The sequence below is a fragment of the Pantoea sp. CFCC18177 genome (assembly GCF_059412425.1).
The window spans coordinates 26,911-53,679 of sequence record NZ_JBNBPL010000032.1; the positions used below are offsets into that span (position 1 = coordinate 26,911).

Genomic DNA, 26,769 nt, shown 5'->3' on the forward strand with positions numbered 1-26,769 from the left:
AATAAATGGGCGGGAACGTGCGCCCAGAGGGTTTTACCCTTGCTGCTGTTTCAGCGACGGTAATTTCGAGACCAGACGCAGGGATACCGTCAGGCCTTCAAGTTGGTAATGCGGGCGCAGGAAGAATTTAGCGGCGTAGTAGCCCGGATTGTCCTCCTGCTCTTCCACGGTGACGCGTGCGTCGGCCAGCGGTTTACGCGCTTTGGTCTCCTGAGTGGAGTTAACCGGATCGCCATCGACGTAGCGGATAATCCACGAGTTGAGCCAGCGCTCCATATCGGCACGCTCCTGGAACGAACCGATCTTGTCGCGCACGATGCATTTCAGGTAATGAGCAAAGCGGCAGCAGGCGAACAGATACGGCAAACGGGCGGCCAGTTGGGCGTTGGCTGCGGCATCGGCATCGTAATAGTCTTCCGGTTTTTGCAGTGACTGCGCGCCAATGAAGGCAGCAAAGTCCGAGTTCTTGCGGTGTACCAGCGGAATAAAGCCGTTTTTCGCCAGCTCGGCTTCACGGCGGTCGCTGATCGCGATTTCTGTTGGGCACTTCATGTCGACGCCGCCGTCATCGGTCGGGAACACGTGGCATGGCAGATTTTCGACTGAACCACCGGACTCCACGCCGCGAATCGACGTGCTCCAGCCAAACTGCTTGAAGGAGCGGTTGATGTTGGCGGCCATGGCATAGGCGGCGTTAGCCCAGGTGTAGTTTTTGTGCGTGGCGCCTTCGGTATCTTCGGTGAAGTCGAAGCTATCGACAGGATTGGTGCGCACGCCGTATGGCAAACGCGCGAGGAAACGTGGCATCACCAGGCCGAGGTAGCGGGTATCTTCGCTCTCACGCAGGGTACGCCAGGCGGCATACTCGGTGTTGGTGAAGATTTTGGTGATATCACGTGGGTTCGCCAGCTCCTGCCAGGACTCCATTTGCAGCGCACTGGGTGCCGCACCGGTGATCACCGGACAGTGTGCTGCCGCGCCAATTTTGGCCAGCTCACCCAGTAGTTCCACATCGGGTGGGCTGTGGTCAAAGTAGTAGTCGCCGACCAGACAGCCATACGGCTCGCCACCAAACTGGCCATACTCCTCTTCGTAGATCTTTTTAAACAACGGGCTCTGATCCCAACCCACGCCTTTGTAGCGCTTCAGGGTGCGGCTCAGTTCGCGTTTGCTGATGCTCATCACCCGGATCTTGAGCATTTCATCGGTTTCGGTGTTGTTCACCAGGTAGTGCAGGCCGCGCCACGCGCCCTCTAACTGCTGGAAACTGTCGTGATGCATGATGGCGTTAACCTGTTGCGACAGTTTGGCGTCGATCTCGGCGATCAGTGCCTGAATGGTGCGATAGGCGTCGTCGGACACCGGCAAACTGTTTTCCAGTGCCTGCGCCGCCAGCGTCTGCACCGCCTGGGAAATGGCATCGCGCGCCTGGTCGTTGTTGGGACGGAACTCTTTATTTAGCAAGGCGCTAAAATCGCTCTGGCTGACGGTTTCCGCCTGCAAGCGTTGCGTTTGAGAGGCTGCATTACTCATCATGTTTCTCCGTTGCGCGGTCATCGTTGGATGCGACTGCTGGTTTTGGCGCGCTGGCCAGCGATTGCATTAAAGTGGGGTTTTGCAGGATCTCGGCGATCAAGGCTTCCGCGCCGTTTTTGCCGTCCATGTAAGAGAGCAGGTTGGAGAGCTGAGTGCGGGCTTCCAGTAGCTCATTCAGTGGCTCAACACGGCGCACAATGGCATCAGGCAGGAAGTCATCCATACTGTTAAAAGTGAGGTCAACGCCCACTTTTCCTTCGCCCGTCAGCGTGTTATCCACGTGATAAGCAAGGTGTGGCTTGAGCGCTTTCATGCGTTCGTCAAAGTTATCGATATCCACTTCAAGGAACTTACGCTCGGCGATCTCCGGCTGATCCTCAACCGGCTGGCCCACCAGGTCGGCCATCACGCCCATCACGAAGGGCAACTGCACTTTGCGGTCGGAACCGTAAATCTCCACGTCGTACTCAATCTGCACGCGCGGCGCGCGGTTGCGCGAAATGAACTTCTGTCCGCTACGGGCGCGTTTAATGGTGGGATAATTAGCCATAGTGTTCTCCATCAGTTATGGGCCTGAAATCAGGCGTTTTATTCACCCACACGGCCAAACAGGCCCTGCAGTTGTGTGACGGCGTCGGGCGCCAGATCACGAATAATGTCGAGGAAATCGAGTTGAATCAGGCGCTGCACCCGTTCCAGCATGATCGGTGCCGGGTGGCTCGGTTCGTGCTGCTGGAAGTAGAGGCGCACTTTTTCCAGCATCAACTCGGCGTCAGCGCGCGAATGCAAAGACACCTGCTGCCAGTCGAGCGTTGGCGCGGGCGCGGCAGTGGTTAACGTCTCCGGCGTTTGCGCTGGAGCAGCCTCGGGTTGGACAGCCTCGGCGGGGGGGTCTGCTGGTGACGGTAGCAAGGGCAGCAACAGCGCCAGCGCTTTCTCGGTGGCCGCCAGGTCGGGCATATCAGCGGTCTCCAGATGCTGTTCCAGACAGAGACGCAGCGTGGTGAAATGCTGAGCGAGAGTACGAATGGCCTGCGCGTTGGCGGCATCGGGTTGTTGCAGTGCCTCACGTAAGCGCGGCAAGCCGCCGGGGAAATCCGCGACTTCGCTTTTGCTGCCGTCGAGCAGGGCAATGGCATCACGTAGCGTAATTTCACCGGTGGCACTTTTCAGTAGCCAGCTATGGCGCAGCGCGCGGCTCAGGCCCGATTGTGGCCCCAGCGCGGCCAGTGCACTGACGCGCATCAGCAGGTCCGGCTCGCCATCAAATTCCAACGCAGGATGAAGGGAAGGCCAGTATCGCGTCAGCGCTTCACTGAGTAGCGTCAGTCCTGCCGCACAGCCAGTAAGCCCTTTGGTGTGCGTCCAGGCCTCGCTGAGGATCAGCAGCAGGCGGATATCGCGGGTGCGAGTCAGTAGCTGTTCAGCCTGTTGTGCCACCAGTTGCCAGTCCGGCGGCTCAGCAGGAATGATGGTCTGGCCAAACTGTTGTTCGGCCTTGCCGCTGCGCGCCTGCTCCAGCGCCATAAAGGCCGCGTCATACTCCAGGTCATCACCGCATGGCGCATCGTCACGCAGCGGTTCAAGAAGGGCGTCGAGATTCATGTTTTTCACCGTTAAAGCGGGCCAAACAGCGGCGGTTCACCACGGCTGGCGTGGGGCGGATTGAATAAACGCAGAAACAGTTGGGTGGTGAAGTTGCCGCTGTGCGAATGGCTGTAAAACGCGCTGCCATCACTCTGGTTGCTCCACCAAAAGCTGCTGTACTGCGCCGGATCGAAGTAGTGCACCACCTGTGGCCAGTTGAGGTTGCAGGGCGTGTCCTGATAACCGATCACATCAAACACATCTGACTGCGGCGGGCGCGCCAGCTGAGCCGGAAGGGCGTTCAGCGCGCTATCGAACTGATCGCCGCTGTAGCGGTTCTGCACGGCCAGCGTCAGGGTCTTACCCAGTTGGTAATACCAGTCTCCGGCGGTGTGTAACTGCATGGCGTGCCACTGTTCCGGCGTAAACAGCCGCATGGCGCAGAGCGGATACTGACGGCCAACACGATCACGCGTGGGTAACAGGCAACCCATCTGAATCAGCGGTACGCCAAGAGTGGCGGGAATGATGAAATTCCACACCGGTGCCCGGCCCGTGACGGGCTGCTGTGCCAGACGCGGCAAACTGCTCTGAAACCACTGCGCCCAGCTGTTGACCAAGCGAGTTGGCAGTCGGCGGCGCAGGAAATCACCGCTGCCAGGGAGCTTGCCGTACCAACCCAATGATAAGAGTGGCTGCATCGAGGGATCCTTATCGCGCATGAATAATCACCGCAGCGGTGTCAGGGCGTGCGCAATAAATTGCGCCGCTACGGAAATGTGCGGTTCGTTTCATGGGCAGCTAAACCCCGGCAGTTGCAGCGGGTTGCGCACGCTGTTGGGGGTGTAAGCCAGCACCACCTGATGACCGCCGAGGTTGAAGGTGGCTTGCTGGCTCTGGCTGGTTCCCGGACGCAGGCTGGCTTTATCAAACAAGCGGTTCAGTGCCCAAGGGCCGCTGGTGTTCAGGGTGTTGGTGGTGCCATCGGTTAACCCAATCTGCATGCGCACCTGCTGGGTGTTGCCGCTGCCGGGCCAGTTCACCACCTGCGGGGTTTGTGGACCGTGGCTGTAGCGAATCAACTGACCATCAACGTCCAGCGTCAGATTAAGAATGCTGTTGTCCATGCTGATCGGCGTGATCGTCAGGCGATAAGAGGGGGTGCTGGAGCCATTGGCAAACAGCGCTTCCCGAATTGCCTGCGCCTGCTGGAACGGGCGGAGCAGCGTGGTGCCGCCGGGCAAGGTTTTACCGTCCACGCCTGGGGCGTAGCGCCAACTGCTGTGCGTGGTATCCACCTTGCTGGCCAGATTGTCACGGAAGAAGCTGTCCATCAGCCCGGTGCCAGGTGCGAACATGCGTGCCAGATCGTCCGGTGTGATATCAGTGCCTGAACTGCGGTTAAATGGATAGCGACCGGCAATGGCGCTGCGGCAAAAACTGCCGACCTCCACGCCCGCCCGTTTCTGCATATTGCTCATGGTGCGCTTTTGTGTGTCGCTGCTGGCACCGACGGCCAGCTCCAGTAGTAAGGTGCGGAACGGCTCCGGTTGGCGTCCTGCATCGGCCTGCATACGTGAAATGATGCTGCTGTCTGGCGGGGACATGCCGCTGTTGCTGGCGTCCTGTACGGCGGTGAGGTAGCTGTAGAGGTCATCGATATCTTTCAGCTGCGCATCAAACGGGATGCTGCTCTCTTTCGGATCGCTGACCTGCGCCTGTTCAATAATGCTGGCGAAATGCGCCATCACGCGCTGTTCTGGCGCTTCAAGAGTGCCGCTTTGTGCTGCTTTACGGGCACGGAATAACGCTTGCAGCGTGGCCGTGGCGTTGTTGTTGACGTAGTGAGTGCTGCGTTCCAGCAACGATGGCTGATCCTGTTTTGCCTTCTCATCTTCTGGCGGTGTCAGCGTCAGGTTGCGACCCAGATTGATCATTAACTGGCGCAGGGGAGAGGTGCGACCTGACAACAAGCGGGCAGTGTTGATGCGCTCACCCAGATTGTTGATCGGTTGCAGCTGAATATCCTGTAACAGTGCATCCCACACACGCATGTAGTCGTCGAGGTAGAGTCGGCGCACCGTTTCTTCCAGCGTGTTTTGATCATCGGCACTTTCACGGCGGGTTAATACCCAATGGTCTTCCTGCAACAGGCTGGCGGCGACGTTTTTAATGTTGTTATTGAACGGTCCCCAGTATCCGGCGGGGGTGAAGAAACCGGGAATGGCCTCTGTTAGCGGTTTACCGCTTTTGCGACTCAACACCAGTTCTGTTTGCGCGCCACTGAGGTTGATCAGGCTCACGCCCGGATTGACGCGTGGCATCAACAAACGCTTGAGACGACCATAAACACGCGTTGAAAGCGGTGAACGGCTGATCATCTCAATCTGGCGCACCACCAGAGGTTCATCACGCTCAAACGGCGAAGCGTTAATCTTGTCATCCAGCAGTTGACTCAGGTGGTAATCCAACGCTTTCAGCTGTGCCTGTGGCGCATTGGCACCCTGAGAGCGCTGGACATTCAGCATCACCCAGGCGTGCAGGAATTTGCCGTCGTAGTGCTGCGGCAGATAGAGCATCTGATACGCCTTCAGCGCTTCGTAGCTGTAATCCACATCACTGCCGTTATCACTACGCAGCCAGTCAGTGATATTGCGGGCGATGACGGGCAGCAGCATCTGCTCCAGCGCACGCTGGTAAAGCGAGTCCGAGGCGGTGGACACCTCCTCACCGCGATACAGTCCGGCACGCCAGCTGAGCGGCGGTTGTTGCACATCCGCCAGCTTGTCGCTGCTGGGTAATCCGGCGAGGCTGTTCAGGAACGGCAGCTGTGAGAAGAGGTTTTCACCGTTAAGCGGTGACAGCGCCTTGCTCTGTTTTTCGATATCGGGCACCCGCTGCTGCACTTCCGCCAGGTAACCTTTATTGTGGTGATAGCTGGTAAACCAGCTGATTAACGCCAGCAGTAGCAACAACGCCAGCACAGCGTAAGCAATCAGATGCACCATGCGATTACGCATCGCCCACCAACGGTTGATACCTGCCAGGCCCGCCTCTTTAAACACCACTTCCGTCAGCATTTGATGCAAGAAGAAACTCTGGCCGTGGCCTGGCTGCGCGGGTTCTGCGTTGGCGGCGCGCAGCGCAGGCAGGCCCAGCGCGCGGCTCATCTGTCCCATCACGCGGTCAAAGGGTAAGCCTTCCTGCGTACCGCTGGTGAAGTAGACACCGCGCGGGATCAGCTTGGCGTCATAACCTGAGGTGGCAAAGACCACGTCAAGGTAGTGCTTGAGCAGCGGCTTTAATGCCAGAAACTCTTGTGGGAACAGGTACATTTCAGCGCGTTTAACGCTGTCATGTTCGTTGATCATCAGGTCGGCCAAACCCGCATCAAGGCGCTGATGTAGGCGATCAAACTGCGGTTCGAACTCACTGCCCACCGCCAGTTGCTGATCGCTCCATGGCCAGGTGAATCCCCAAATCTGATCGCGCTGCGCTTTATTCATCGCACCGAAACTGGCGGTAAAGCCCTTCAGCAAATCGGTTTTGGTCACCAGTACGTAAACCGGGAAGGGGATCGCGAGTTGATCGCGCAGTTCCAACAGCCGTTTACGCAGGGCGCTGGCCTGTTGATAGCGCGCCTCTTCCGACTCGCTCAGCAGATCCCCCACGCTAATGGTGATGATGGCACCGTTCACTGGCTGGCGCGGGCGATACTTTTTCAGCAGCCCCATAAAGCTGCGCCACTCTTGAGCATCTTGCTGGCGATCGCTCTCCTGCGTGGTATAGCGACCAGCGGTATCCAGCAAGATGGCTTCATCGGTGAACCACCAGTCGCAGTGGCGCGTGCCCCCGACCCCGCGCAACGCGGTTTTGCCAAACTGCGCGGCCAGCGGGAAGTGCAGCCCGGAGTTAACCAGGGCGGTGGTTTTACCGGCACCGGGTGCGCCAATCAGCATGTACCAAGGCAACTGGTAGAGATACTGACGATTAAGTTTTTGCATCCAGCGCGGCCAGCGGCGGCTCTCTGGACGGTTGAAGCGAGCCTGACGCAGCAGCTGTGTGGCCTCACTGAAACGCTCGGCCAGCGGATGCTCCGCTGACATGTCATCATTTTCAGCAGTTTCCGTGGCGGCGGGTGCCATTCTCTGCACCAGCCGGCGGTTTTGCCAGCGACGCCACAGGCGTGGCACCACGCGATAGCTGATCCACAGCGTGTAAAGCACGGCGATGGCGATATAGCGATACAGCGACGACTCCAGTGGACGATAATCCCCAATCGCCACCAGTGGGCCCACCGTCCAGATCAGTAAGCAGAGCGCGGTGATGCCCAGACCGCTCCACATCAGACGGCTGGTGGCAATGGAAAAGACAGTGCGAATCATGGCTATTCCTTTTAGTGCACGCTGTTGAGTTCAGATTCAGTCTGTTTCGGTGCGACCAGCAGCGTGATTTCGACACGGCGATTACGGGCGCGATTCGCGGCAGTGTCATTCGGCGCCAGTGGGTTACTCTCGCCGCGTCCCTCAACGATGATGCGCTGCGGTTGCTGTAAGTCTTGTGCCAGCATCTCCTGCACCGATTGGGCGCGTGCCAGAGAGAGCGCATAGTTGGAGTTAAAGCGCGCGCTGCGAATGGGGACGTTGTCGGTGTAGCCGCTGACCCGAATCTGGCCGTTGACGTTGTCCATCGCCTGGGCGATCCGGCGGATCACCGGACGATAGCGATCGCGAATAGTTGTCGCGGCAGAATCAAACAAGCCGTCGCCGCGCAGCAGCACCACACTTCGCGTGGCTTCATCACGTACCGTCACCAATCCCTCGGCGATTTCCGGCGCAAGGAAGTGACGTAAATCAAGGGCCGGTGCCGCTGGTGCAGCCGGGCGTGCGATGTCCACCTTGGGCAAGTCGGTCTGATAAATGGCGGAGAGCACAGGAGCGGTGAAGTGGTTAAGACGCCAGTTGAGCGCGATATAAACGGCACATCCCAGCAGCGCCAGCAGCGCGGCAAAGCTCCACAGAGGAATTAGCGGCTTCCACAGCTTTTGCTGCACCGGCTCATCCAGCGGCTGCGGTGACAGCGGCGGCGCATAGGGGCCACGCACCGAGCGAATCAGCTGTAGCAGGCGTAGCTTGAGGGTTTCAAGCTGGGTGCGCCCGTTTTCCATGATGCGATAACGCCCTTCAAAGCCCAGTAACAGGCAGGCGTTCATCAACTCCAGCAGCAGGATGTTTTGCTGCGGGTGCTGCGACAGGCGAGCCAATAGCTGGAAAAACTTCTCACCGCCCCAGGTTTCATTGTGGAAGGTCACCAACAGCCCGCTGCGCGGCCAGACGTCGCGGCTGCCCCACGGCGTGAGTGCGGCGGCCTCATCCAGCGAGGTGCAGAGGCAGTAACGCGCGCCGACAATGGTTTCATACGGCAATTGTGCCTGCTGACAGGCCACTTCAAAGCGGCGTACCAGGTCGATCAACTGTTGACGCAATCCCGCTGGGTTGTCGTGGGAAACGGAGTGGCGTAGCTGCGCAATCGAATTAATCAGTGGATTGGCAATCGCCACCAGTGGATTTTCATGGGCCGTGGTGCCTTCCAGTTCGCCATTAAGCGATTGTGGCTGCATCATGATCGCTTCTCTCCGTGCTTAGCCGCGCGCGTGGCGCAGCGCCCATAGTTGCAGGTCAAGACCAGGAAACTCGCCCGCCAGATGCAGGGCAAAGGCTTCTGCTTTCGCCATCTGCTGCCACAGTTCACCGCTGCGCTCCAGCTCAAAGTAGACATAGCCGGAGTGCCACGGGATCTGACGCGGAGCGGCAGGCATCACGCGCAAACCTATGCCGGGAAGCTGCAACTGGACCAGGTCGCGAATGCGCGTGACAGGTGCAATTTTCATCTGTGCCGGGAAGTGGGTGATCAGCATTTCGCCCGGTAGATCGGCACACACTGCCAGCACAAAGCCGTAGTCGCGGATCAGGCTGACATCAGAAACCGTCGCCACAAACAGCCCGTGCGAGCGCTCGGTGAGCGTCAGTTGCAGCGCGTTCTCTTCCATCACCAGTGACAGACTCTGGCGCAACTGGATCATCAACCGGCTGAAACTGAGATAAAGATTGTCGTGGTCATAGACCGGCAGTTGTTCGCCCGGTCGACGCGACGGAGACCAACTGGCTAACTCAGTAGCGAACTGCAGCCATTCACTGAACAAACGTTCCGGATGCAGCTGCGGCAAACGACGGCTGTGTGCCACCTGACCGATGTAACGATTGATTAAGGTGAGCAGCATAAAGTCGATCATTTCGCTATTGCCGCCGCGCCCAGCCTGTTGCAGGCGCTCACCCATCTGCTCGCTACGCTGTTGTAAAAGGCCGTGCATATCGTTGAGAAAGGCGGTGATGGCAGGAGAGATGTGGCCATTGAGCAGTGGCGGAATGTAATCACTGTCGAGGGTCAGTGCACGATCGTTGCCGCTGCTTTTGACGCGTACCACCCCGATAGCGGTCCACTCCGCATTCAGGTCTGCGGCGGGCATCAGACACAGGCGCAGACGACCGAACTGCATTGGCGCACGACCTACGGACGATGCGTTGAGATCGTCGACTTCACGATCCTGGCTGAGATAGCGCGCCAGCGAATCACTGGCGTCACTGAAGATGACTTCGGTCTGACCCTGACGCTGTTCGGGCAGCGCGAGCACCACGTCAATCGGCTCCTGCACATCGCTTAGCGCCAGCGGCGCTGGCGCATTGTCCGCGCCGGTGATGGAGAATGGTGTGCCATCGGGCAGCAAGCCGCTGGCTTCCGCAATCGCCAGTTTGCCCTGGCGTAACAGTGCCTGGTCGATGCTCAGCGTCATAAAACCCCAGTGCCACGGGCACTGCAGCTTGCCCCAACTGCGGCTGTATGCTTCCAGCCAACGTTCCGACTGCTGAAAATGGTGGGGACGCAAGAACATCCCTTCACTCCAAATCACCTTGTCTGCGGTGTGCATAGCGTCTTCCTGCGTGGGTTTATTCGTCTTTGGCGGTGAGATGCAGCCCGGCTGCGGTGGCCGTTACGCGGCCATGCAGTGCATCGGGCGAGAACTGCCAGAACTTGTAGAAATTGGTTTCGGTTGGTGCGGGAAGCGGAATCACCACTCGCCAGGTTTTGCCGTTGATGTTGGCGTACTCGGCGATCACGCCGAGGTAGTGCGCTTCCAGCGAAGGATTACCGGTAATGATCTGTTGCGGCTGTTGCGCGGTCAGAAAGCGCTGCTGGGTATCCAGCACATCGCCGCCCAGCACACTGGATGCGCTGTTTTGCAGTGAATAGAAGTCGGCTGACTGGAAGTTGGCATCGGAACGCAGCACAAACACGCGCACCTTCAGTGGGGCGCCACTGTTTGCGTCAGGCGCGCTGTTGAGCGTCAGTTGCCAGTCAGACGGCACCTGTCGGGATGAGGACATGCAGCCGGTGAGCAGCAGCAGCCCCAGCAACACGGCGATACGCGGCCACATCACTGAATAATCCATGTGGAGGAACTGCCTTTACGGCAAGCTTTGTCACCGGCACCCACCCCAATACATTGTTGCTGGGCACGGCGCGGGCGTGCGGCCTGGGCTTTGACAGTGGCATCGTAGCGGTCACGGGTAACGGCTGCGCGGAAGGGGATATAACCGCTGAGCTGACCGTTATCTTGTGTCGATACCGCCAGCCAGCTGTTTTCCACTTCGCCCAGTACTTGCAGCGTGGCACCGGCATCCAGTGTTTCCATGCGCAGGCCACCGAAATCCGGTCGGTTCATCAAGGAGGCGGGATAGAGGGTGCGATAGGCGCTGTTGATGGCAGTGAACTGCTGCGGCGGCTGCACGATGTGCATGTGTACCAGCGCCACGTTATTGACGGTGCTGGTCTCAAGGGTGTCGGCCGTGACGGTCGGCGGTGGGGCCTTGCATCCGGCGGTGAGCGTCACCGCGAAAAGGGCGGCGATAAACGCGAGTTTGCTGTGGTGATTTTTCATTGTTATCAACGTCCTGTGTAAGTAAAAACTTGATATCAAAAGGGATAAACTGCGCCACTACAAACCACGTGCGTTTTTAGGTTGCCAACAGCGCCACCGTGGTCTGGCTTGGCGTGATGCGCACGCCGGGGGCGTTGGCCACGTTCTGCTGCGTCACGCTGCCCATGCGGGTCGCGGGCATGCCGTTGATCAGCAGCGAGTTGCAGCCGGTAAGATGGCGTGACAGGCCCATAAAGGTTTCAGAGACTACGCCGCCCAGCACGCCGGCTTCATCGCCTTGCGTTATGGGTGTGATGGTCGAAAGGGTATGCGCTGGCATGCCGGTAAACAGCACGGTGCTGGCAGTTGGCACGGCGGTGTTGCCGAGCGCCAGATTGACGAAGGTGACCGGTGCCGGGGTTTTGCACACATCGGCCACTGCCTGATCGGTGCCGCCGGACTGACAATTCGCAAACATCGTTTCCCCCCTTCTTAACCCATGTGAATCTGTTTGCCATCCACTCGCGTCAGCGATTCGCTGCTGATCAGCGTGGTGGGGGCGCGCAGGCGTGTGAGCTGGCTGGTTTTGACGTCGAGTTGCCCGGCACGGACTTGCTCGGTATGTGTGGTGCGCCGCAGCAGGTGATGACTGATCTGTGTCAGGTTCTCCCACACGCTTTCACAGCGTTGGCCAAACAGGCGGCTCAACGTGACCCATGCGGAGACCTTTTCGCCGCGATAGCTCAGTTGGTCGATATGACATTCACCGCAGTCCGCTTCCAGGTGAAACGCTGGGCTGCGCAGCGTGAGCTTCTGGCTGGCGCTCAGGCTCAACTCGCCTTCGCAATGCAACTCGGCAGCCTGCTGCGGTTGTGCGCGTACCAATACCGCCAGCAGCCACAGCTGTTCTCCGGCACGGTAGACCAACACACGATCGTCAACCTGCGGCGTCAACAAGCAACTGGCGGCGCGCTGGCAGGGCCAGCGGCGGCCATCAATCAGCACCTGAGTCAGGCCGTTTTGATCAACGCTTAACAGCAAGCCTTCGGCCTGCAGCGGTAAATCCAGCGGCAGTGCCACAGTATTGTTAGCGGGGTTCATGGTGATCCTCGTGCGGTGTCAGACGGGTACGGGGTTGCCAGTTTTCAGCGGCAAACAGCGCCTCATCCTGTTCAAGAATGCCGTCGCGGCTCGTCAGTTGGCTTTGTTGCTGGCTGGCGCGATGGAAGCGGGTCTGGCAAAACTGCGCCTCACGCAAATCGGCGTGATCGAGCGTGGCGTAGGAGAAATCGGCGTAATGCAGCTGGCTGTGGCGAAAATTACTGCGTTCAGCATGGGCCTGTTGCAGCACGGCGCGTTGTAACTGGCTGTGGCTGAAATCGGTGTCATCCAGCTGTGCCTGCATAAAAATGGCCTGGTTAAAGTCGGCTGCAGAACAGCGTGCGTCACGCAAATCGCTGCCGGTGAACAGCGCCTTGCTGGCCTGTACGCCGCGCAGATCGACTGCTCGCAGTGACACCTGGCTGAAGTTGCACTGCATCAACTCGGCGCCGTGAAAGCTGGCTTCATCAAGCTGGCTGGCGGTGAACTGACTGCGGGAAAAGTGCTGCTGGCGATAGTCACCGCCGCGCATATCGCACTGATAAAAGGTACAGAGCGTAAAACGACTGCGATGCAAATCGGTGCGGCGCAGATCCAGGCTCATCATGGTGCACTGCTCAAGGCTGGCATGGCGTAGCAGTAACTGTGGAACGGGCAGTGTGAGAAAGCCGCACTGATAAAGTGATGCCAGCAAAAAGCTGCTGTCGCTGAGGTCGCCTTTGTTGAACTGGCTATTGATATGAATGCTTTCGCTGAAATCGCTTTCCATCAATGCGCACTGATTGAACAGGCAATCGGTTAGCGTGCAGCCGCTGAATTGGCTGGCGACCATCCTGCACTGGCTAAACAGAGTCTCACGCAGTTTGGCCTGATCAAACTGTGAAGCGGAGAGCTGACACTCACTGAACTGAGTTTGGTGCAGGTTACAGCCGCGGAAGTCCGCCCCCAGCAAATCGACCCCGATAAAACAGCCGCCGGAGAGATCCATACCTGCAAAGTCACGCTGTTTAGGTGACAGCGCGTGGATCACGTTGCCCTGCTTTATGGCTTGTTGAATGTCTTTTGGCGTCATGGTTTATACCTGAGTTTCACGGCGACGCGGCAGCGTTTTCATGCTGTCCATCAATGCGTCGTCAAAGCGGGTGGCGCTATCGGTGAAGGTTTGCGACAGATCGGCACGGAACAGGTTGCAATCACTTAAGTCACAGCCGGCAAGCTGGCTCTTTTGCAGGTCGGCACCCAGCAGCAAACTGCCGGTCAGGCGCGCCGCGCGTAAATCGGTGCGGACAAAACGACTCATGCGCGTGCGTAACAGCTGCAGGCTGGCGTGACGGCAATCGGCGCCGCTAAAGTCGCTGCTGTTTAGCGTTGCTTGATCAAAACAGGTTGACTGCAGATCAATGTCGCGCAGATTGCACTCCACCAGGGTGGCGCGGCGAAAACGGGCGTGTGGCAACTGGCTCTGCGCGGTGAACATGCACTGTTTGAGTTGTGCATCGTCGAAACACAGATCGTTAGAGCGACAGGTCACCAGCGCCAGACCCTGGGCTTCAATCTGGTTAAATTGCACCGCGCTGAGTTCGCAGCGGATCAGGTTGCACTGGGTAAACTGAGCCTGAGAAAAATTGAGCGACTCGAGGTGCAAGTTCATAAAATCGCAACGGTCGAGCAGGGCGTGTTGCAGATTGCAGTGCGCCAGCGTCGCCTGTTGTACAAACAACTGGCGCAGGAGCGCACGCTCAAAGCCACAGTGCTCCAGCTGGCTATCTTCCAGTTCAACTTCGCTCAGGCTGCTGTCGCTAAAGTCACAGTGCCAGCACTGCGCTTGCGCCAGGTTAGCACCGTCCAACAGGCAATGTGTCAGGCTGGTAAAGTGGCATTCGGCGCGGACCAGAATCGCACCGCGCAGATCGGCACCATCGAGTTGGCAATGGCTCAGATCAACGTTCTCCAGCAACGCGTTTTCCAGATCGATGCCCCGTAAATCGAGACCGGAAAGATCGGCTCCGGTTAAATCCCAACCTCGCGCATCTTTGTCACTGCCCATGCAATGCATCAGCTGCTTTCGCTGCATTTCTGAATCGCTCAGGCTCAATCGCGGGGCGGATTTTTGCTGCTGCGCGGTCAGGCGATAGCTGTCCAGTAATGCCTGTTCACTGTGTGCAATGTCACTGGCTCGTGGACCGAGCAAATGGCGATTGGCCTGTAATTCCTCGCGCTGCTGTCGATACTGAGCCGCACCATCCAGCAGCGGTAAATCTGCCGCATTGCTGCGCCGGGATTCCTTGTCGTGGAGCGCCATCATCTGCTGGTAGTGCTGTTCACCTTCCTTTTCCTGGCGCGACAGCTGTGCGGCGATGTCCTGTTCCACCTTGAAATTGTGGAGCGCACTTTCCGGTACCGGGCGATCAAACTGCTGACGCTGCTGCTGCTCATAGCGAGCGAGGTTTTGCACAAAGGGCCCGGGATCGCGATTCAGCGTGGCAGGGGCCGCGTTAGCGAGGATCGCGGGATCAATCAAATCGCTATCGCGCAGAGCGTGTAGTGCGGCATCCGCATCGGTGCTGCGTAGCTGATGAACCTGGCGATAGTGTTGCGGGTCACGCGGGGCTTCGTCTCGCTCCAAAGCCACCATCAGCGATTGCACATCCGACGCATCATCTTCATTGCAGGCACAGCAACCGTGCCAGATGATCAACAACTCATCGCAATGCGGCAGGAAATGAACCGTAGTGGCGCGCATCGCCAGATCTTCGAACAGCAATGTGTCCTGACGTTGACGCGTAGCAAAGGCGCGGGCCTGCCACCGCGGAAGTTGGCCCTGTTGTACGGGCTGACTGGGATGCATGTTGTCTATGCGCCATTCGGCGCCCGCAGGTAACGCATCCTGCTCCGGCCACCACTGGTCATAGGCGGCCTGATTGAACAGCCGCCAGTCCGTGTCACGGGCAAAACCGGGATAATCATGCTGCAACCAATGGTCGTCGTATTCTTTTCCCATTAAGGCCTGGCGCATGGGGTGATCTATGGCGAGCGCATGAAACGATGCCGCTGTTTGCGGGGCGACAGTTTGCTGTTTACGGATCTTTTCTACCTGAATCGCGACTTCGCAGGCGGTTTCCTCGGGGGCCGCATAGCCATGGCCACTGGCGAGAAATTCAGCACAGCGTTTGGGTATCGCCAAATCCAACACCCCGTCAGGAGATTGCAGCTCCTCGCTGACGCGCTGCCATAAGGTTTGTTCATCGCGCAGTTCGGGCTGGGCTGACATATCCAGTAGGGCGATGACCGCCACACCGAGATAGTCTTGCTGCTGCCAGCGATAGGGGCGGGTGATCAGGCTGAGCCGTGTCGGTTTGATCAGCTGCATTACGCGTCCGCCCATGGGTTAAAGGTCGGGTCGTTTTCGTCCGCAGGAGGATTGTTGTTCTGGTTATTATTATTTTGGTTGTTGTTGTTGTTGTTGTTGTTGTTGTTGTTGTTGTTGTTCTCTCTTTGGGCCTGTTCACGCGTTTGTGGGCTGTTTTTCTGCGTAACCTTTTCGTCGCGTTGTGATTCCCAGTCGGTTTTCTTCTTGTCGTCAGCGTCCTGTTTGATGCTTTTGCGCGCATCGCGCTCATCGGTGAGTTTCTTGATCTTCTCTTGCAGGGTATTGCCGAGTCCTTCACTCACCGCGCCGCTCATGATCGACATCATGTTGGTGCGCAAGGTGTAAAACGGTACCTGCTCAAAACGTTGTAAATCAGCTTTGTACTCAACCTGCGTTTTGCTGCGCTTGATGTAGGTGTAATCCATGCTGACACCCTTTACGGCAAAATCGCTGGTGCTGGCCGCCACGTTGCTGACGGCGTTAACCGTGCCGTTGACGCCGTTAATGGTCAGCCCGATGCCGGTGGTGGTGAAGTTAGCCCCGGTAACGGTGTAGTAACTGCCGCGTGAGGTGTGATAGGTGGTCGGGGCGCTGGTGGAGACAGTATCGTTACTGTGAATCGTCACTTTACCCGGAGCCCAAATCTTCAGTGCGCCATCTCCCTCCTTGGCGGCGTAAATTTTGATGGCGTTGTTGGCCGAGAGATTGAGGTCTTTCTGCGCATGGATATCCAGCGACTCTTCGCCCGATAAATCCTCGAACGAGATGAAGTTGCCGTTACTGGCATCGCTGTTGCCAACCGAACGCGACCAAAATCCGCTTTTGGACCACGACCAGGAGTCGGCCGCTTCGGCGGTGATGCTGTCGCTGTCGGCAACATCGCTTTCACTGCCGATGGTTAACAGACTTTCACCCACGGGTTGCGTTTGCAGATTGTTGAAAACGCGCCCGGTGATCACCGGCATATGCGGATCGCCGTTGATGAAATCTACGACCACTTCTTCACCCACGCGCGGTATCTGATAGTAACCCTGCTGGCTGCCGGCCCAACCGCTGGCGACGCGTAACCAGCATGAGTAGAGATCTTGCTCATTGTCGGGTTTGAACCACAGGAACTTGACCCGCACGCGACCATACTGGTCTGTGGCAACGGTGCTGTTGTCGCCTTTACTGGCATCCGGGGCGTTAACCACCACCGCCGTTTGCGGGCCGCTGGTGCGTGGCCAGCGTGTGTTACGGGCAGGGCGCCAGTTCACCGTGGCCGGGACAACGCGGAACTGAAAGCAATGGCGCGTGAAGTCTTCATCGTTACTGGCGTAGCTGTTTTCTACCAGTTGGTAATCCACTGAGGTAATCAAAAACGATTGTCCTTCATCGCTGGCACGCGGCGCTTTCGCTAAGGCAAAGGTGTAACCGGGGGCTAATCCAAACGCATCACCCACGCCATCGGACTCCAACTGACGGGCGGCAAACTCCTGCTGACGCACCGTGACGTATTGTTGTCCGTCTGCCTGCTGCGGATATTGCCCCGGCCATTCACGTTGGGTAGCGACTTTTTCGGCGTGTGACTGACTAATCTGTCCATTTGCGGAAAGATCAGCATTACTTTCCAGATAATTGTAATCATCATGCTGATAAAGGCTGGGAGAAATAGCGGCTGACGCTTGCCAGATATTGATACTTTCATCATTCACATAACCGCCTGCGGCAGCCTGATGATATTCGATGGTGTCGTAACCGGGGAAAGGGGTGTGGACCGAAGGATCGTCTGCCAGAATCAACGTTTGTTTATCCATGGCATGCTCGAAATAAAAATAGATGCCTTCGTGCTCCATCAGTCGCTGAATGAAATCAAAGCTGGTCTCTTGGTACTGCACACAGAATTCCCATTCCCGGTAACTGCCCGTGAGTTTGTCTTCAAAGATAATGCCCGCGTCATTCAGGACCACCGCGATGATTTGTTTCACCGTCTGATTTTGCCAAATGCGGAAGCCGCGGTTTTGCGTCAGATACCATAATTCAGGTCTGACCTCCGCACGATAGGTATAATATTCCTCGCGATGTTTCTCATGTCCGAGAAATGCCATGCGCGTAATGATGCCGCTCAAATAACGGGTCACGCCGGGACGCGGATTAAGCACCAGAGTCAGAGGTTTTCCCAACAGATCAGGCAGAGCAATGCTGTTGTCTTTGCTCAGGAATTCAACATCATAGTGATAAATGCAGGAGAGTGACTCATGACCAGTCATACTCTTGAACAGCAGTGACTCGCCCAGTGGAGAATGTGCAACAACGACACGATCCATATTGACCCTTCCTTTTTATTTCGGCATGGCTACCGCACGGACCGCAAAATGTTCCATTTTGCATCCTGAAATAAATTGGCAATAAAAACCTGAGAGCACTTAATTCCGTTTTCACGGATGCCCTTTGCTAATAGTGAAATTTACAAATCTTGAAATGTTTTTATATTATTTGCTGGTCGGTGTGAAGATAAGAAACTTCCTAAACGCTTTTCTAACAAAAGCATAACGCTTCAAATTAAATTGTCATCTTTAGTCCGACAAATAGCGCTTGCCTTGTGAATATTGGCCTGGCAGCCAATAGCAAAAACCTGTATTTCACCTGCCACTTTATTTTTGAGCGAATAATAATTTTTTATTATGACGGGCTGCTCAATAAATTCAGGGACGGGTGAGGTTAATAAAACAGAGGGTGATGATGTTAATTGGGGAAGATATCGGGAGTAACTTTAACTGAGAGTTATTTATTGAAAATAGCCTTTCCTAAAGTCACTTTAATCTAGAATAGTGCATTTAAACACTTTAATGCAAATAAATGCATTTTAATTTTGTTTTTCTGTGTTTAACACGGCATATCTATTGCCAGCTCGTAACATGATTATCTTTCATGCTGAATATTAAATTTCCTCATGTTTCCAGAATCCCGTACCCGGCAAATTTTTCATTTTCCTGACAGTCGCTGAGTCGATGTTTTGATAGACTACAATCTGAGAATGAACGTTCACTACAGGGTAATTCATGAAGAATTTTCAGCGCAGTGTGATCGCCGGGCTGGTGATGTTAGTCGCCGCTTGCGATCAAAATAGCAACCAACAAGCCCCGAATACGGCCACCGAAGTGGGCGTCAAAACATTGCAAAGCGAATCAGTCACGCTGGACAGCCAACTCGCCGGGCGCGTCACGGGCAGCATGACATCAGAAGTACGGCCTCAGGTTGAGGGCATTATTCAGAAACGCCTGTTCACTGAGGGCGATGAAGTGAAAGCCGGGCAGGTGCTGTATCAGATCGATCCTGCCAGCTACCAGGCCAGTTACGACCAGGCAGTGGCGCAGTTGAAAAATGCGCAGGCACTGGTAAAAAGCAGCAAATTGAAAGCGGAACGTTATGCCGCGCTGGTGAAAGAAAATGGCGTATCGCGTCAGGATGCTGACGATGCGCTGGCCACCTATCAGCAGAATGTGGCGTCAGTTGATCAATATCGTGCTGCCGTTGAAAGCGCGCGCATCAACTTGAACTACACGCGTATTACCGCACCGATCAGCGGTCGTATTGGTATTTCATCGGTTACGCCAGGTGCACTGGTGACTGCCAGCCAAACCACCGCGCTGGCAACCATCCGCGCTTTAGATCCTATTTATGTCGACCTGACCCAATCCAGCGTGCAGTTACTAAAACTGAAGCGCCAGCAGGCCTCACTGCAGCAGAGCACGGATGAAGTGCCGGTGACGGTGAAACTGGAAGATGGCAGCGCCTATGATCATCCCGGCAAACTGGAACTGACGGAGGTGTCCGTGGATGAAGCGACCGGCACCGTCACGCTACGCGCGATTTTCCCCAATCCGCAGCATGAACTTCTGCCCGGCATGTATGTGCGAGCCAACGTGACGAACGGCGTAAAAACCAATGCGATTCTGGCACCGCAGCAGGGCATCACTCGTGACGCCAAAGGCAATGCCACGGCGCTGGTGGTGGATAAAGAGAATAAAGTGGAAAGCCGTGAAGTAGTGGCTGACCGCGTGATTGGCAATAAATGGCTGATCACCTCGGGACTTAATCAGGGTGACAAACTAATTGTTGAAGGCACCGGTAAAGTGCAGGCGGGCATGAGCGTCAAAGCGGTGGAAGTGACGCCAAACGATAAAGCCGCGACCAGCGAGGGCAACTGATATGTTGGCTCAGTTCTTTATCCGCCGCCCGGTTTTTGCCTGGGTTATCGCCATCTGCATTATGATGTTCGGTCTGCTGAGTATTAATAGTTTGCCGGTTGCACAATATCCTGACGTTGCGCCACCACAGATCAGCATTCAGGCCACTTACACCGGCGCCTCGGCGGAAACGCTGGAGAGCAGCGTGACGCAGGTGATCGAGCAGCAGCTTACCGGGCTTGATGGGTTGCTCTACTTTAACTCCACCAGCACTGCATCCACGGGGCAGGTGAAAATTAACGTGACCTTCCACCAGGGCACCGATCCTGACATCGCTCAGGTACAGGTGCAGAACAAGGTTCAGCAAGCCGAGAGTCGTCTGCCGACAGCGGTGACGTCACAAGGTGTCACGGTGGAAAAGGCGCAAAGCGACTTCCTGCTGATTCTTGCGGTTTACGATAAAACCAATAAAAGCAGTTCATCGGATGTTGCCGACTACATGGTCAGTAACATGGAAGATACCCTGGCGCGTGTGCCAGGCGTGGGCAGCGTGCAGGTGTTTGGGGCGGAGTACGCGATGCGCATCTGGCTTGACCCGAGCAAGCTGGCTTCATATTCACTGATGCCGTCAGATGTCACTACGGCACTGGAGAGCCAGAACACCCAGGTCTCATCCGGTCAGTTGGGCGCGCAGCCCGCCAGCAAAGAGCAGCAACTGGTGGCGACCGTGCGTTCCCGTTCGCGTCTACAAACGCCTGAACAGTTCCGCAATATCGTGCTGAAAAGTCAGACCGACGGTTCGGTGGTGCGTCTGAGTGATGTGGCGCGTGTCGAGATGGGCGATGAAGATTACAGCGCGAACGTGCTGGCAAATGGCCATCCGGCATCGGGTATCGCGGTGCAGCTGGCATCGGGTGCCAATGCTCTTTCCACCGCCGAGCAGGTTAAATCCGCCATCAATGAGTTCCGCAGCAGCATGCCAGCGGGTTATGAGATTGCCTACCCACTGGACAGCACCGACTTCGTCAAGATTTCAATCGAAGAGGTCGTTAAGACCTTGATTGAAGCGGTGATTCTGGTGGTCATCGTCATGTTCGTTTTCCTGCAAAACATCCGTACCACTTTAATCCCTGCGATTGCCGTCCCGGTGGTATTACTGGGCACCTTTGGCGTGCTATCCGTATTTGGCTACTCCATCAACACCCTCACCATGTTTGGTATGGTGCTCGCCATCGGGCTACTGGTCGATGACGCGATTGTGGTGGTGGAGAACGTTGAACGTGTGATGCGTGAAGAGGGATTACCGCCGCGCCAGGCGACGGAGAAATCCATGAAGGAGATCACCGGCGCGCTGGTGGGAATCGCGTTGGTGCTGTCAGCGGTATTCCTGCCGATGACCTTCTTTAGTGGCTCGACTGGTGTGATCTACCGTCAGTTTTCTATCACCATTGTTTCTTCTATGGTGCTGTCGGTGATTGTCGCCCTGACGCTGACCCCGGCGCTGTGCGCCACGCTGCTGAAACCGCATAACCACGAGAGTGGCACCAAAGGTTTCTTTGGTTGGTTTAACCGTAGCTATGAAAAAGTGCAGGCGCGCTATCACAAAGGCGTTGGCCATGTGGTGCACAGCTCGGTGCGCTATCTGCTGCTGTATGCGGTGCTGCTCATTGGTTGCGCGGTGCTCTATATGCGTCTGCCGACCGGCTTCCTGCCGACCGAAGACCAGGGTTATATCATGGTGCAGTATCAGCTGGCGCCGGGTGCCACTGAAAATCGCACCAGTGAAGTTCGCCGCCAGGTACAGCAGTACTTCGCGACCAAAGAGAAGGACAACGTCAACGTTAGCATGTTGGTGAACGGCTTCAGTTTTGCCGGTAGCGGTCAGAACGCCGGCATCGGCTTTATTTCTCTGAAAAACTGGAGCGAGCGCAAAGGCAGCGAAAACAGCGCCGATGCGATTGCCGGCCGCGCGATGGCGGCGCTGTCCAGTATCCGCGATGCACAAATCTTTGTACTGTCACCGCCTTCCGTATCGGGTTTGGGGCAATCCAACGGCTTTACCTTTGAGCTACAGGGACGCGGCGCAACCGACCGTAACCAGCTGCTGCAGATGCGTAACCAGCTGATTGCCGAAGCCAATCAGGATCCGGTATTGAGTGCGGTGCGTGCTAACTCGCTGCCGGATCTGCCGCAGTTAGATGTCAGCATTGATGATGCTAAAGCGCAGTCGCTGGGCCTGACCATCAGCGATATCAATGACACGCTCAGTGCGGCGATTGGCGGCAGTTACGTCAATGACTTCACCGATCGCGGTCGCGTGAAGAAAGTCTATATGCAGGGCGATCAACAGTTCCGCAGCAAGCCTGAAGATATCGATCAATGGTATGTACGCGGCACGGACAGCAGCAGTAATACCACCATGGTGCCGTTCTCGTCGTTTGCTACCTCCCAATGGGCGTACGGTCCAGATGTGCTGTCACGTTATAACGGTTTGGCTTCCTACGAGATTGAAGGATCGGCCGCACCCGGTAAAAGTTCGGGTGACGCCATCACCGCGATGGAAAAACTGGCGGCGAAATTGCCGGCCGGAACGACCTTCGCGTGGAGTGGGCTCTCTTATCAGGAAAAACTCTCGGGCAACCAGGCGATGTCGCTGTATGGCATCTCACTGATCGTGGTGTTCCTGTGTCTCGCGGCGCTGTATGAAAGCTGGTCGGTGCCGTTCTCGGTGATGATGGTGGTGCCGTTAGGGGTGATTGGTTCGCTGCTGGCGATCAGCCTGCGCGGGCTGGAAAACGATGTCTACTTCCAGGTGGCGTTGCTGACCATTATCGGGCTGTCGGCGAAGAACGCGATTCTGATCGTCGAGTTTGCTGAGGAGAATTACCGCAAAGGGGAGAACCTGGTCAAAGCAGCGATTCATGCTGCGTCGATGCGTTTACGTCCGATCATTATGACCTCGCTGGCGTTTACCGCTGGGGTGCTGCCGCTGGCGATATCCACGGGCGCGGGGGCCAACAGCCGTATCGCCATTGGTACCGGCATTATCGGCGGTACCTTGACCGCCACCTTGCTGGCCATCTTCTTTGTTCCGCTGTTCTTTGTTCTGGTCCGTCGCGTGTTCCCGGCGATTCCGCATGACGATGCACAGTCAACTGAATCTGCTGTTAAGGCGGAGGAGTAATATGTCTGCAAAACTTTTAATGGTGATTTTGCCGTGCTTCCTTGCGGGCTGCGTATCACTCGATCCGCATTACGATCGTCCGAAAGATGCGGTCAGCACCACAACACCGACCGGCGATGCCTATCGTAATCTGCAGGGCACGGCGGCGAACTATCGCGATATCAGCTGGCAGGATTATGTGCTGGATGCGAAGTTGCGCCAGGTGGTGGCGATGGCGCTCGACAGCAGCCGTGATTTGCGCGAAGCGGTGGCCAGCGTGAAATCTGCGCATGCGCAGTATGGTGAGGAGCGAGCCGATCTGTTCCCTTCCCTCAGTGCGGGTGTGAGCGGCACACGCTCACGCGCCCTGACCGGGGAAGGCAATCAAACCGCGCTGAGCAGTAGCTATACCGCAGAGGGCAGCGTCAGCTCCTTCGAGTTGGATCTGTTTGGCAAAAACCAGAGTCTGACGCGCCAGCAATATGAAACCTATCTCGGCACGCTGGAGGGCGCGCGCAGTACGCGTCTGACGGTGCTGTACAACACCGTGGATTACTGGTTGCAGCTGGCCGCCGATCGCAGCAATTTGGCCATCGCCAAAGAGACGGCGGAAAGCGCGCGACAGTCACTTGAGGTCACGCGCAAACGCATGCAAAACGGCGTGGATTCGATGGTGGATGTCGCTTCGGCTGAAACCACCTATCAGTCGGCGCAGGCGGATGTGGCCAGTTACACCACCAGTGTGGCGCAGGATAAAAATGCGCTCGATCTGGTGGTGGGAAAAAGCGTGCCGGATAACCTGCTGCCGGAGAGCATTGAGTCGATTGGCAATGCGCTGCGTAGCGTGCCGGCTGGGGTATCATCTGACGCGTTAAATAATCGCCCTGACGTGTTGCAGGCTGAGCACAATCTGAAAGCGGCAAATGCCAATATCGGTGCGGCGCGTGCCAACTTTTTCCCGAGCATTTCGCTGACGGCCAGCGGCGGCGTGGGCAGTTCTGATCTCTCGTCGCTGTTTAAGAACGGGGCGGGCGTATGGTCATTTGCACCCAGCATCTCTCTGCCGATCTTCAAAGGCGGCTATAACGTGGCTTACCTGAACTACACCAAAGCGCAGAAAGAGTATTACGTGGCGGTGTACGAGAAGGCGGTACAAACCGCGTTCCAGGAAGTGGCTGACGCCCTGGCACGACGTGGCACCATTAACGATCAGCTCACCAGCCAGCGTAATAACGTTGCGGCTTCGCAGACCTACTATCATCTGGCCGATCTGCGCTATCAGAATGGGGTAGATACCTATCTTAATGCGCTAACTGCGCAGCGCACGCTGTACACCGCGCGCACCAGCCTGGTGAGCGTTGAGCAGGCCTACTACCAAAACCTCAATACTTTCTACAAGGTGATGGGTGGCGGTACGGCATTGAAAGAATCTGAACTGAAACTGTAAGGAAAACCCCAAGTCGGTCATGCATCGGCTTGGGGTAAAAATGTAACCGGATTTAAGTCTGCCATTTCGGCGATAAAAACCTTCGCGTATGATGATAAAAAAATAATTATGCCGTTGTCATTGTGGGAGCTATTTTGAGCAAATCAGAAAATGAATCATTAATACAACAGCGCCAGCGGTTGATTATTGCCTCTGCGAAAATCTGTTTTAGCCGCTCGGGTTTTCACGGTGCCAGCATGGCCGATATTAGCCGTGAATCCGGATTGGGGGCAGGGCAGATATATCGTTATTTTAAGAGTAAGGAGTTAATCGTTAGCGAAACGATTAAGAATATTGCAATTAACTGGCGTGTGTTTCTGACCAATAACCTACCGGGCGAAACGCGGACCGATGATATTATCAATCCGGATTCCCTTTTCTGGCAGGCGTGGCCGCATCAGGACCGCTGTCTATTACTTGAAATGTATTCAGAAGCATCACGCAGTCAATCTGTCCGCGATGTGCTGGCGGCAGAAGAACAATTACTGGTGGCGGAGTTGGACGCCATTTTTACCCGACAGATGCCGCAGGCCAATCCTCAACAGCGTGCGCATCGGATTCAGTTTTTATTGATGCTGGTGGACGGTGTTGCCTGTCGCGCATTTGGCGATAAAGAGGTGGATCAACAGGAACTCACCAGGATCAACGGTATCCTCAGCCGTCACCTGTTTAGCTGAGATTACGCGATGCCATGCTGGTTAACATCATTAGCGATGTTGTCAAAAAAGGACATAAAACTGGCCGGCACTTCACGCTGTTTCATGCATCGGCGAATGATGATGCCGTCAATAACCAGCGACATGATGTATAAACGCGTGTGGATTTTATTAGCATCCAGAGCAGGATTCAGTGCCTGCTCCTGAGTAATGAAGTTATTTTTCAGTACCAACCAGGCATCATTCATTATCTGACGAATGCGCGCATTACGCGTTGCTTCTGACGACACTTCCATGAGCAACATAATACTGTTTTCCACATCAGCGGGAATAATGTCATTGGCTGAATGCGTCATGCCACCGGCATGCGCGATTTGCTCGAAATCTGCATTGAGCATGGTAATCATACGCTGAACAACGTGCGTCACCAGCGCTTCGATGATCGCCTCTTTGTTTTTGTAATATTTATATATCAAACCAATACTGATATCAGCCTGGCTGGCAATATTCTGAATCGACGTTTGATGAAACCCTTTTTGTCGCATGCACTGCTCGGCTGCATCCAATATTTGTTCGCTGCGATTCATGTTGTTTATTACCCGCTGGAGAAAAGCTTATTTTACGCAAAAAAAAGCTTACTGACTAATCCAGAATGAAAAACTTTTACGCTGAGGTTTTGATTTCTTGCGATGATGATGACTACAGGCCATTAATATTCAAAATATTTGACGTAACTGAGCAAAATGTACACCTGTTCAGGATTTTTCCTGCCGTTATCATGAGGGTAAGCAACAAAATTGTGAGGAAGAAACCATGAATCTGATACGTGCTCAGCGGGATCAGCTGTTTGAATACGGTCCCTTTACTATTCGTCGTCAACGTCCCGGTGAGGCATTAGGTCCGCTGGCGGTTATCGATCAGATGACGCTGAAAATGGATGCGCACATCCCGCTGCATACGCACAAAGATGATGAGATCTTCAGCTATGTCTGGCGCGGCTCGGCTCAGCATCTTAGCGAGGACGGCGAGAAAACGGCGCTCAATACCAGACGCGCGATGGTGGTCAGTGCGGGCAGCGGCGTGCGTTTTGCCGAGTCTGCACCTTTTATCGAAACAGAGATGCTGCAGGTGTATATTCGGCCATCTTACAGCGGCGGGGAGTCACGCGTGCAGACGTTCAGCCGTGCCGCCGATGCGCCCGCTAACAGTTGGACGTTGCTGGCTGGACCGGAAAGTAGCGACGCGCCGATGATCCTGCGTCAGGATGTTTTGATTTTCGATCTCAAAATTGTACGTGGTGTTGAAGTGGACGTTCCGCATTTGCAGGGATATAGCAGCTGGATTTCCGTGCTGGACGGTATCGTGCAGGTGGGCGAGGCGCGTCTGCTGCAAGGTGATGCTATCAGTGAGCAGGGCGCATTGCCGCCGGTGCGCGGCGAACGTGACGCGACGCTCATCGCGTTTCTGGTGCGCGATGCCGCAACGGCGGTAATGAGCGGGACGGTCAGTGGGAGCTAATATTTATCCTAAGCGCTGCCTCAGTGTTTTACAGGGACGTACTTTAGTACGTAATGCTCGTCAGTTAAGCGACTGGCGATAACGCCGTCTGGGGTCGCACCGGGGCCGGCGGTCCTCGCGCCGCTACGCGGTACCTTCACTTCACTCGTCTGCCTTAACGGACCGGTGCCGATGGAACATCCATGTTCCAGCGCCACCTTTCGCCCGC

The 26,769-nt window shown here is 56.0% G+C and carries 21 protein-coding genes; 5 read left to right on the plus strand and 16 right to left on the minus strand.

The window, feature by feature from the left end:
• Positions 1 to 33: 33 nt before the first annotated feature.
• The 14 genes from tssC to ACPUC8_RS23445 form a co-directional block, all read right to left on the minus strand.
• On the minus strand, positions 34 to 1,533 hold the full coding sequence (tssC, locus tag ACPUC8_RS23380; RefSeq protein WP_283228220.1) for a type VI secretion system contractile sheath large subunit: 1,500 nt from the start codon (positions 1,531 to 1,533) through the stop codon (positions 34 to 36).
• Positions 1,526 to 2,098, minus strand: coding sequence for a type VI secretion system contractile sheath small subunit (gene tssB / locus ACPUC8_RS23385; protein ID WP_494927487.1), 573 nt, complete (start codon positions 2,096 to 2,098; stop codon positions 1,526 to 1,528). The genes tssC and tssB overlap by 8 nt, the downstream gene beginning before the upstream one ends.
• A gap of 26 nt (positions 2,099 to 2,124) precedes the next feature.
• Positions 2,125 to 3,141, minus strand: coding sequence for a type VI secretion system protein TssA (tssA, locus tag ACPUC8_RS23390; protein WP_494927488.1), 1,017 nt, complete (start codon positions 3,139 to 3,141; stop codon positions 2,125 to 2,127).
• Between the two features lie 11 nt (positions 3,142 to 3,152).
• Positions 3,153 to 3,824 (minus strand): type VI secretion system-associated protein TagF, encoded by a 672-nt coding sequence (gene tagF, locus ACPUC8_RS23395; RefSeq protein WP_494927489.1) that lies wholly within the window; start codon positions 3,822 to 3,824, stop codon positions 3,153 to 3,155.
• 90 nt (positions 3,825 to 3,914) lie between these two features.
• The gene (tssM, locus tag ACPUC8_RS23400; RefSeq protein WP_494927490.1) at positions 3,915 to 7,508 is read right to left on the minus strand and encodes a type VI secretion system membrane subunit TssM; all 3,594 of its coding nucleotides are present in this window, start codon (positions 7,506 to 7,508) and stop codon (positions 3,915 to 3,917) included.
• A gap of 11 nt (positions 7,509 to 7,519) precedes the next feature.
• The gene (locus ACPUC8_RS23405; protein WP_081998142.1) at positions 7,520 to 8,743 is read right to left on the minus strand and encodes a DotU family type VI secretion system protein; all 1,224 of its coding nucleotides are present in this window, start codon (positions 8,741 to 8,743) and stop codon (positions 7,520 to 7,522) included.
• A 21-nt stretch (positions 8,744 to 8,764) separates the two neighbouring features.
• Positions 8,765 to 10,108 (minus strand): type VI secretion system baseplate subunit TssK, encoded by a 1,344-nt coding sequence (tssK, locus tag ACPUC8_RS23410; RefSeq protein WP_494927491.1) that lies wholly within the window; start codon positions 10,106 to 10,108, stop codon positions 8,765 to 8,767.
• Between the two features lie 19 nt (positions 10,109 to 10,127).
• Positions 10,128 to 10,631, minus strand: coding sequence for a type VI secretion system lipoprotein TssJ (tssJ, locus tag ACPUC8_RS23415; RefSeq protein WP_494927492.1), 504 nt, complete (start codon positions 10,629 to 10,631; stop codon positions 10,128 to 10,130).
• Positions 10,616 to 11,119: a hypothetical protein gene (locus ACPUC8_RS23420; RefSeq protein WP_039335526.1), complete on the minus strand. Its 504-nt coding sequence runs from the start codon at positions 11,117 to 11,119 to the stop codon at positions 10,616 to 10,618. The genes tssJ and ACPUC8_RS23420 overlap by 16 nt, the downstream gene beginning before the upstream one ends.
• Before the next feature lie 76 nt (positions 11,120 to 11,195).
• Positions 11,196 to 11,576 (minus strand): DUF4150 domain-containing protein, encoded by a 381-nt coding sequence (locus tag ACPUC8_RS23425; RefSeq protein WP_058972768.1) that lies wholly within the window; start codon positions 11,574 to 11,576, stop codon positions 11,196 to 11,198.
• Between the two features lie 14 nt (positions 11,577 to 11,590).
• The gene (locus tag ACPUC8_RS23430; RefSeq protein ID WP_494927493.1) at positions 11,591 to 12,199 is read right to left on the minus strand and encodes a DUF3540 domain-containing protein; all 609 of its coding nucleotides are present in this window, start codon (positions 12,197 to 12,199) and stop codon (positions 11,591 to 11,593) included.
• Complete coding sequence (locus tag ACPUC8_RS23435) at positions 12,186 to 13,271, minus strand: pentapeptide repeat-containing protein (protein WP_494927494.1); 1,086 nt, start codon at positions 13,269 to 13,271, stop codon at positions 12,186 to 12,188. Before ACPUC8_RS23435 ends, ACPUC8_RS23430 begins: the two co-directional genes overlap by 14 nt.
• 3 nt (positions 13,272 to 13,274) lie before the next feature.
• Positions 13,275 to 15,569 carry a DUF2169 family type VI secretion system accessory protein gene (locus tag ACPUC8_RS23440; protein WP_494927495.1) on the minus strand — a complete coding sequence of 765 codons (2,295 nt, stop codon included), beginning with the start codon at positions 15,567 to 15,569 and terminating at the stop codon, positions 13,275 to 13,277.
• Positions 15,569 to 17,875 carry a type VI secretion system Vgr family protein gene (locus ACPUC8_RS23445; RefSeq protein WP_494927496.1) on the minus strand — a complete coding sequence of 769 codons (2,307 nt, stop codon included), beginning with the start codon at positions 17,873 to 17,875 and terminating at the stop codon, positions 15,569 to 15,571. Before ACPUC8_RS23445 ends, ACPUC8_RS23440 begins: the two co-directional genes overlap by 1 nt.
• Before the next feature lie 735 nt (positions 17,876 to 18,610).
• Between ACPUC8_RS23445 and ACPUC8_RS23450 the strand changes: the two genes are divergently transcribed.
• From ACPUC8_RS23450 to ACPUC8_RS23465, 4 genes are all read left to right on the plus strand, one after another.
• Positions 18,611 to 19,759 (plus strand): efflux RND transporter periplasmic adaptor subunit, encoded by a 1,149-nt coding sequence (locus tag ACPUC8_RS23450; RefSeq protein WP_058972763.1) that lies wholly within the window; start codon positions 18,611 to 18,613, stop codon positions 19,757 to 19,759.
• A 1-nt stretch (position 19,760) separates the two neighbouring features.
• Positions 19,761 to 22,922 (plus strand): efflux RND transporter permease subunit, encoded by a 3,162-nt coding sequence (locus tag ACPUC8_RS23455; protein ID WP_494927497.1) that lies wholly within the window; start codon positions 19,761 to 19,763, stop codon positions 22,920 to 22,922.
• A gap of 1 nt (position 22,923) precedes the next feature.
• Positions 22,924 to 24,348, plus strand: a complete 1,425-nt coding sequence (locus tag ACPUC8_RS23460) for an efflux transporter outer membrane subunit (protein WP_494927498.1) — start codon at positions 22,924 to 22,926, stop codon at positions 24,346 to 24,348.
• Between the two features lie 134 nt (positions 24,349 to 24,482).
• A complete protein-coding gene (locus ACPUC8_RS23465) occupies positions 24,483 to 25,064 on the plus strand; it encodes a TetR/AcrR family transcriptional regulator (protein ID WP_494927499.1) in 582 nt (193 codons plus the stop codon).
• 2 nt (positions 25,065 to 25,066) lie between these two features.
• Here ACPUC8_RS23465 and ACPUC8_RS23470 read toward each other — a convergent pair whose 3' ends face one another.
• The gene (locus ACPUC8_RS23470) at positions 25,067 to 25,630 is read right to left on the minus strand and encodes a TetR/AcrR family transcriptional regulator (protein WP_494927500.1); all 564 of its coding nucleotides are present in this window, start codon (positions 25,628 to 25,630) and stop codon (positions 25,067 to 25,069) included.
• A 226-nt stretch (positions 25,631 to 25,856) separates the two neighbouring features.
• Between ACPUC8_RS23470 and ACPUC8_RS23475 the strand changes: the two genes are divergently transcribed.
• Entirely contained in the window at positions 25,857 to 26,561 is a 705-nt protein-coding gene (locus tag ACPUC8_RS23475) for a pirin family protein (protein WP_494927501.1), read from the plus strand.
• Between the two features lie 20 nt (positions 26,562 to 26,581).
• Here the strand turns inward: ACPUC8_RS23475 and ACPUC8_RS23480 are convergent.
• Positions 26,582 to 26,769: hypothetical protein (locus ACPUC8_RS23480; protein ID WP_494927502.1), on the minus strand; the 188-nt coding region annotated here is incomplete at its 5' end.

Excerpts from the sequence above, each read along its gene's own strand:
- tssC (WP_283228220.1), bottom strand. The coding sequence starts at position 1,533 with ATGAGTAATGCAGCCTCTCAAACGCAACGCTTGCAGGCGGAAACCGTC.
- tssB (WP_494927487.1), bottom strand. The coding sequence starts at position 2,098 with ATGGAGAACACTATGGCTAATTATCCCACCATTAAACGCGCCCGTAGC.
- tssA (WP_494927488.1), bottom strand. The coding sequence starts at position 3,141 with ATGAATCTCGACGCCCTTCTTGAACCGCTGCGTGACGATGCGCCATGC.
- tagF (WP_494927489.1), bottom strand. The coding sequence starts at position 3,824 with ATGCAGCCACTCTTATCATTGGGTTGGTACGGCAAGCTCCCTGGCAGC.
- tssM (WP_494927490.1), bottom strand. The coding sequence starts at position 7,508 with ATGATTCGCACTGTCTTTTCCATTGCCACCAGCCGTCTGATGTGGAGC.
- ACPUC8_RS23405 (WP_081998142.1), bottom strand. The coding sequence starts at position 8,743 with ATGCAGCCACAATCGCTTAATGGCGAACTGGAAGGCACCACGGCCCAT.
- tssK (WP_494927491.1), bottom strand. The coding sequence starts at position 10,108 with ATGCACACCGCAGACAAGGTGATTTGGAGTGAAGGGATGTTCTTGCGT.
- tssJ (WP_494927492.1), bottom strand. The coding sequence starts at position 10,631 with ATGGATTATTCAGTGATGTGGCCGCGTATCGCCGTGTTGCTGGGGCTG.
- ACPUC8_RS23420 (WP_039335526.1), bottom strand. The coding sequence starts at position 11,119 with ATGAAAAATCACCACAGCAAACTCGCGTTTATCGCCGCCCTTTTCGCG.
- ACPUC8_RS23425 (WP_058972768.1), bottom strand. The coding sequence starts at position 11,576 with ATGTTTGCGAATTGTCAGTCCGGCGGCACCGATCAGGCAGTGGCCGAT.
- ACPUC8_RS23430 (WP_494927493.1), bottom strand. The coding sequence starts at position 12,199 with ATGAACCCCGCTAACAATACTGTGGCACTGCCGCTGGATTTACCGCTG.
- ACPUC8_RS23435 (WP_494927494.1), bottom strand. The coding sequence starts at position 13,271 with ATGACGCCAAAAGACATTCAACAAGCCATAAAGCAGGGCAACGTGATC.
- ACPUC8_RS23440 (WP_494927495.1), bottom strand. The coding sequence starts at position 15,569 with ATGCAGCTGATCAAACCGACACGGCTCAGCCTGATCACCCGCCCCTAT.
- ACPUC8_RS23445 (WP_494927496.1), bottom strand. The coding sequence starts at position 17,875 with ATGGATCGTGTCGTTGTTGCACATTCTCCACTGGGCGAGTCACTGCTG.
- ACPUC8_RS23450 (WP_058972763.1), top strand. The coding sequence starts at position 18,611 with ATGAAGAATTTTCAGCGCAGTGTGATCGCCGGGCTGGTGATGTTAGTC.
- ACPUC8_RS23455 (WP_494927497.1), top strand. The coding sequence starts at position 19,761 with ATGTTGGCTCAGTTCTTTATCCGCCGCCCGGTTTTTGCCTGGGTTATC.
- ACPUC8_RS23460 (WP_494927498.1), top strand. The coding sequence starts at position 22,924 with ATGTCTGCAAAACTTTTAATGGTGATTTTGCCGTGCTTCCTTGCGGGC.
- ACPUC8_RS23470 (WP_494927500.1), bottom strand. The coding sequence starts at position 25,630 with ATGAATCGCAGCGAACAAATATTGGATGCAGCCGAGCAGTGCATGCGA.
- ACPUC8_RS23475 (WP_494927501.1), top strand. The coding sequence starts at position 25,857 with ATGAATCTGATACGTGCTCAGCGGGATCAGCTGTTTGAATACGGTCCC.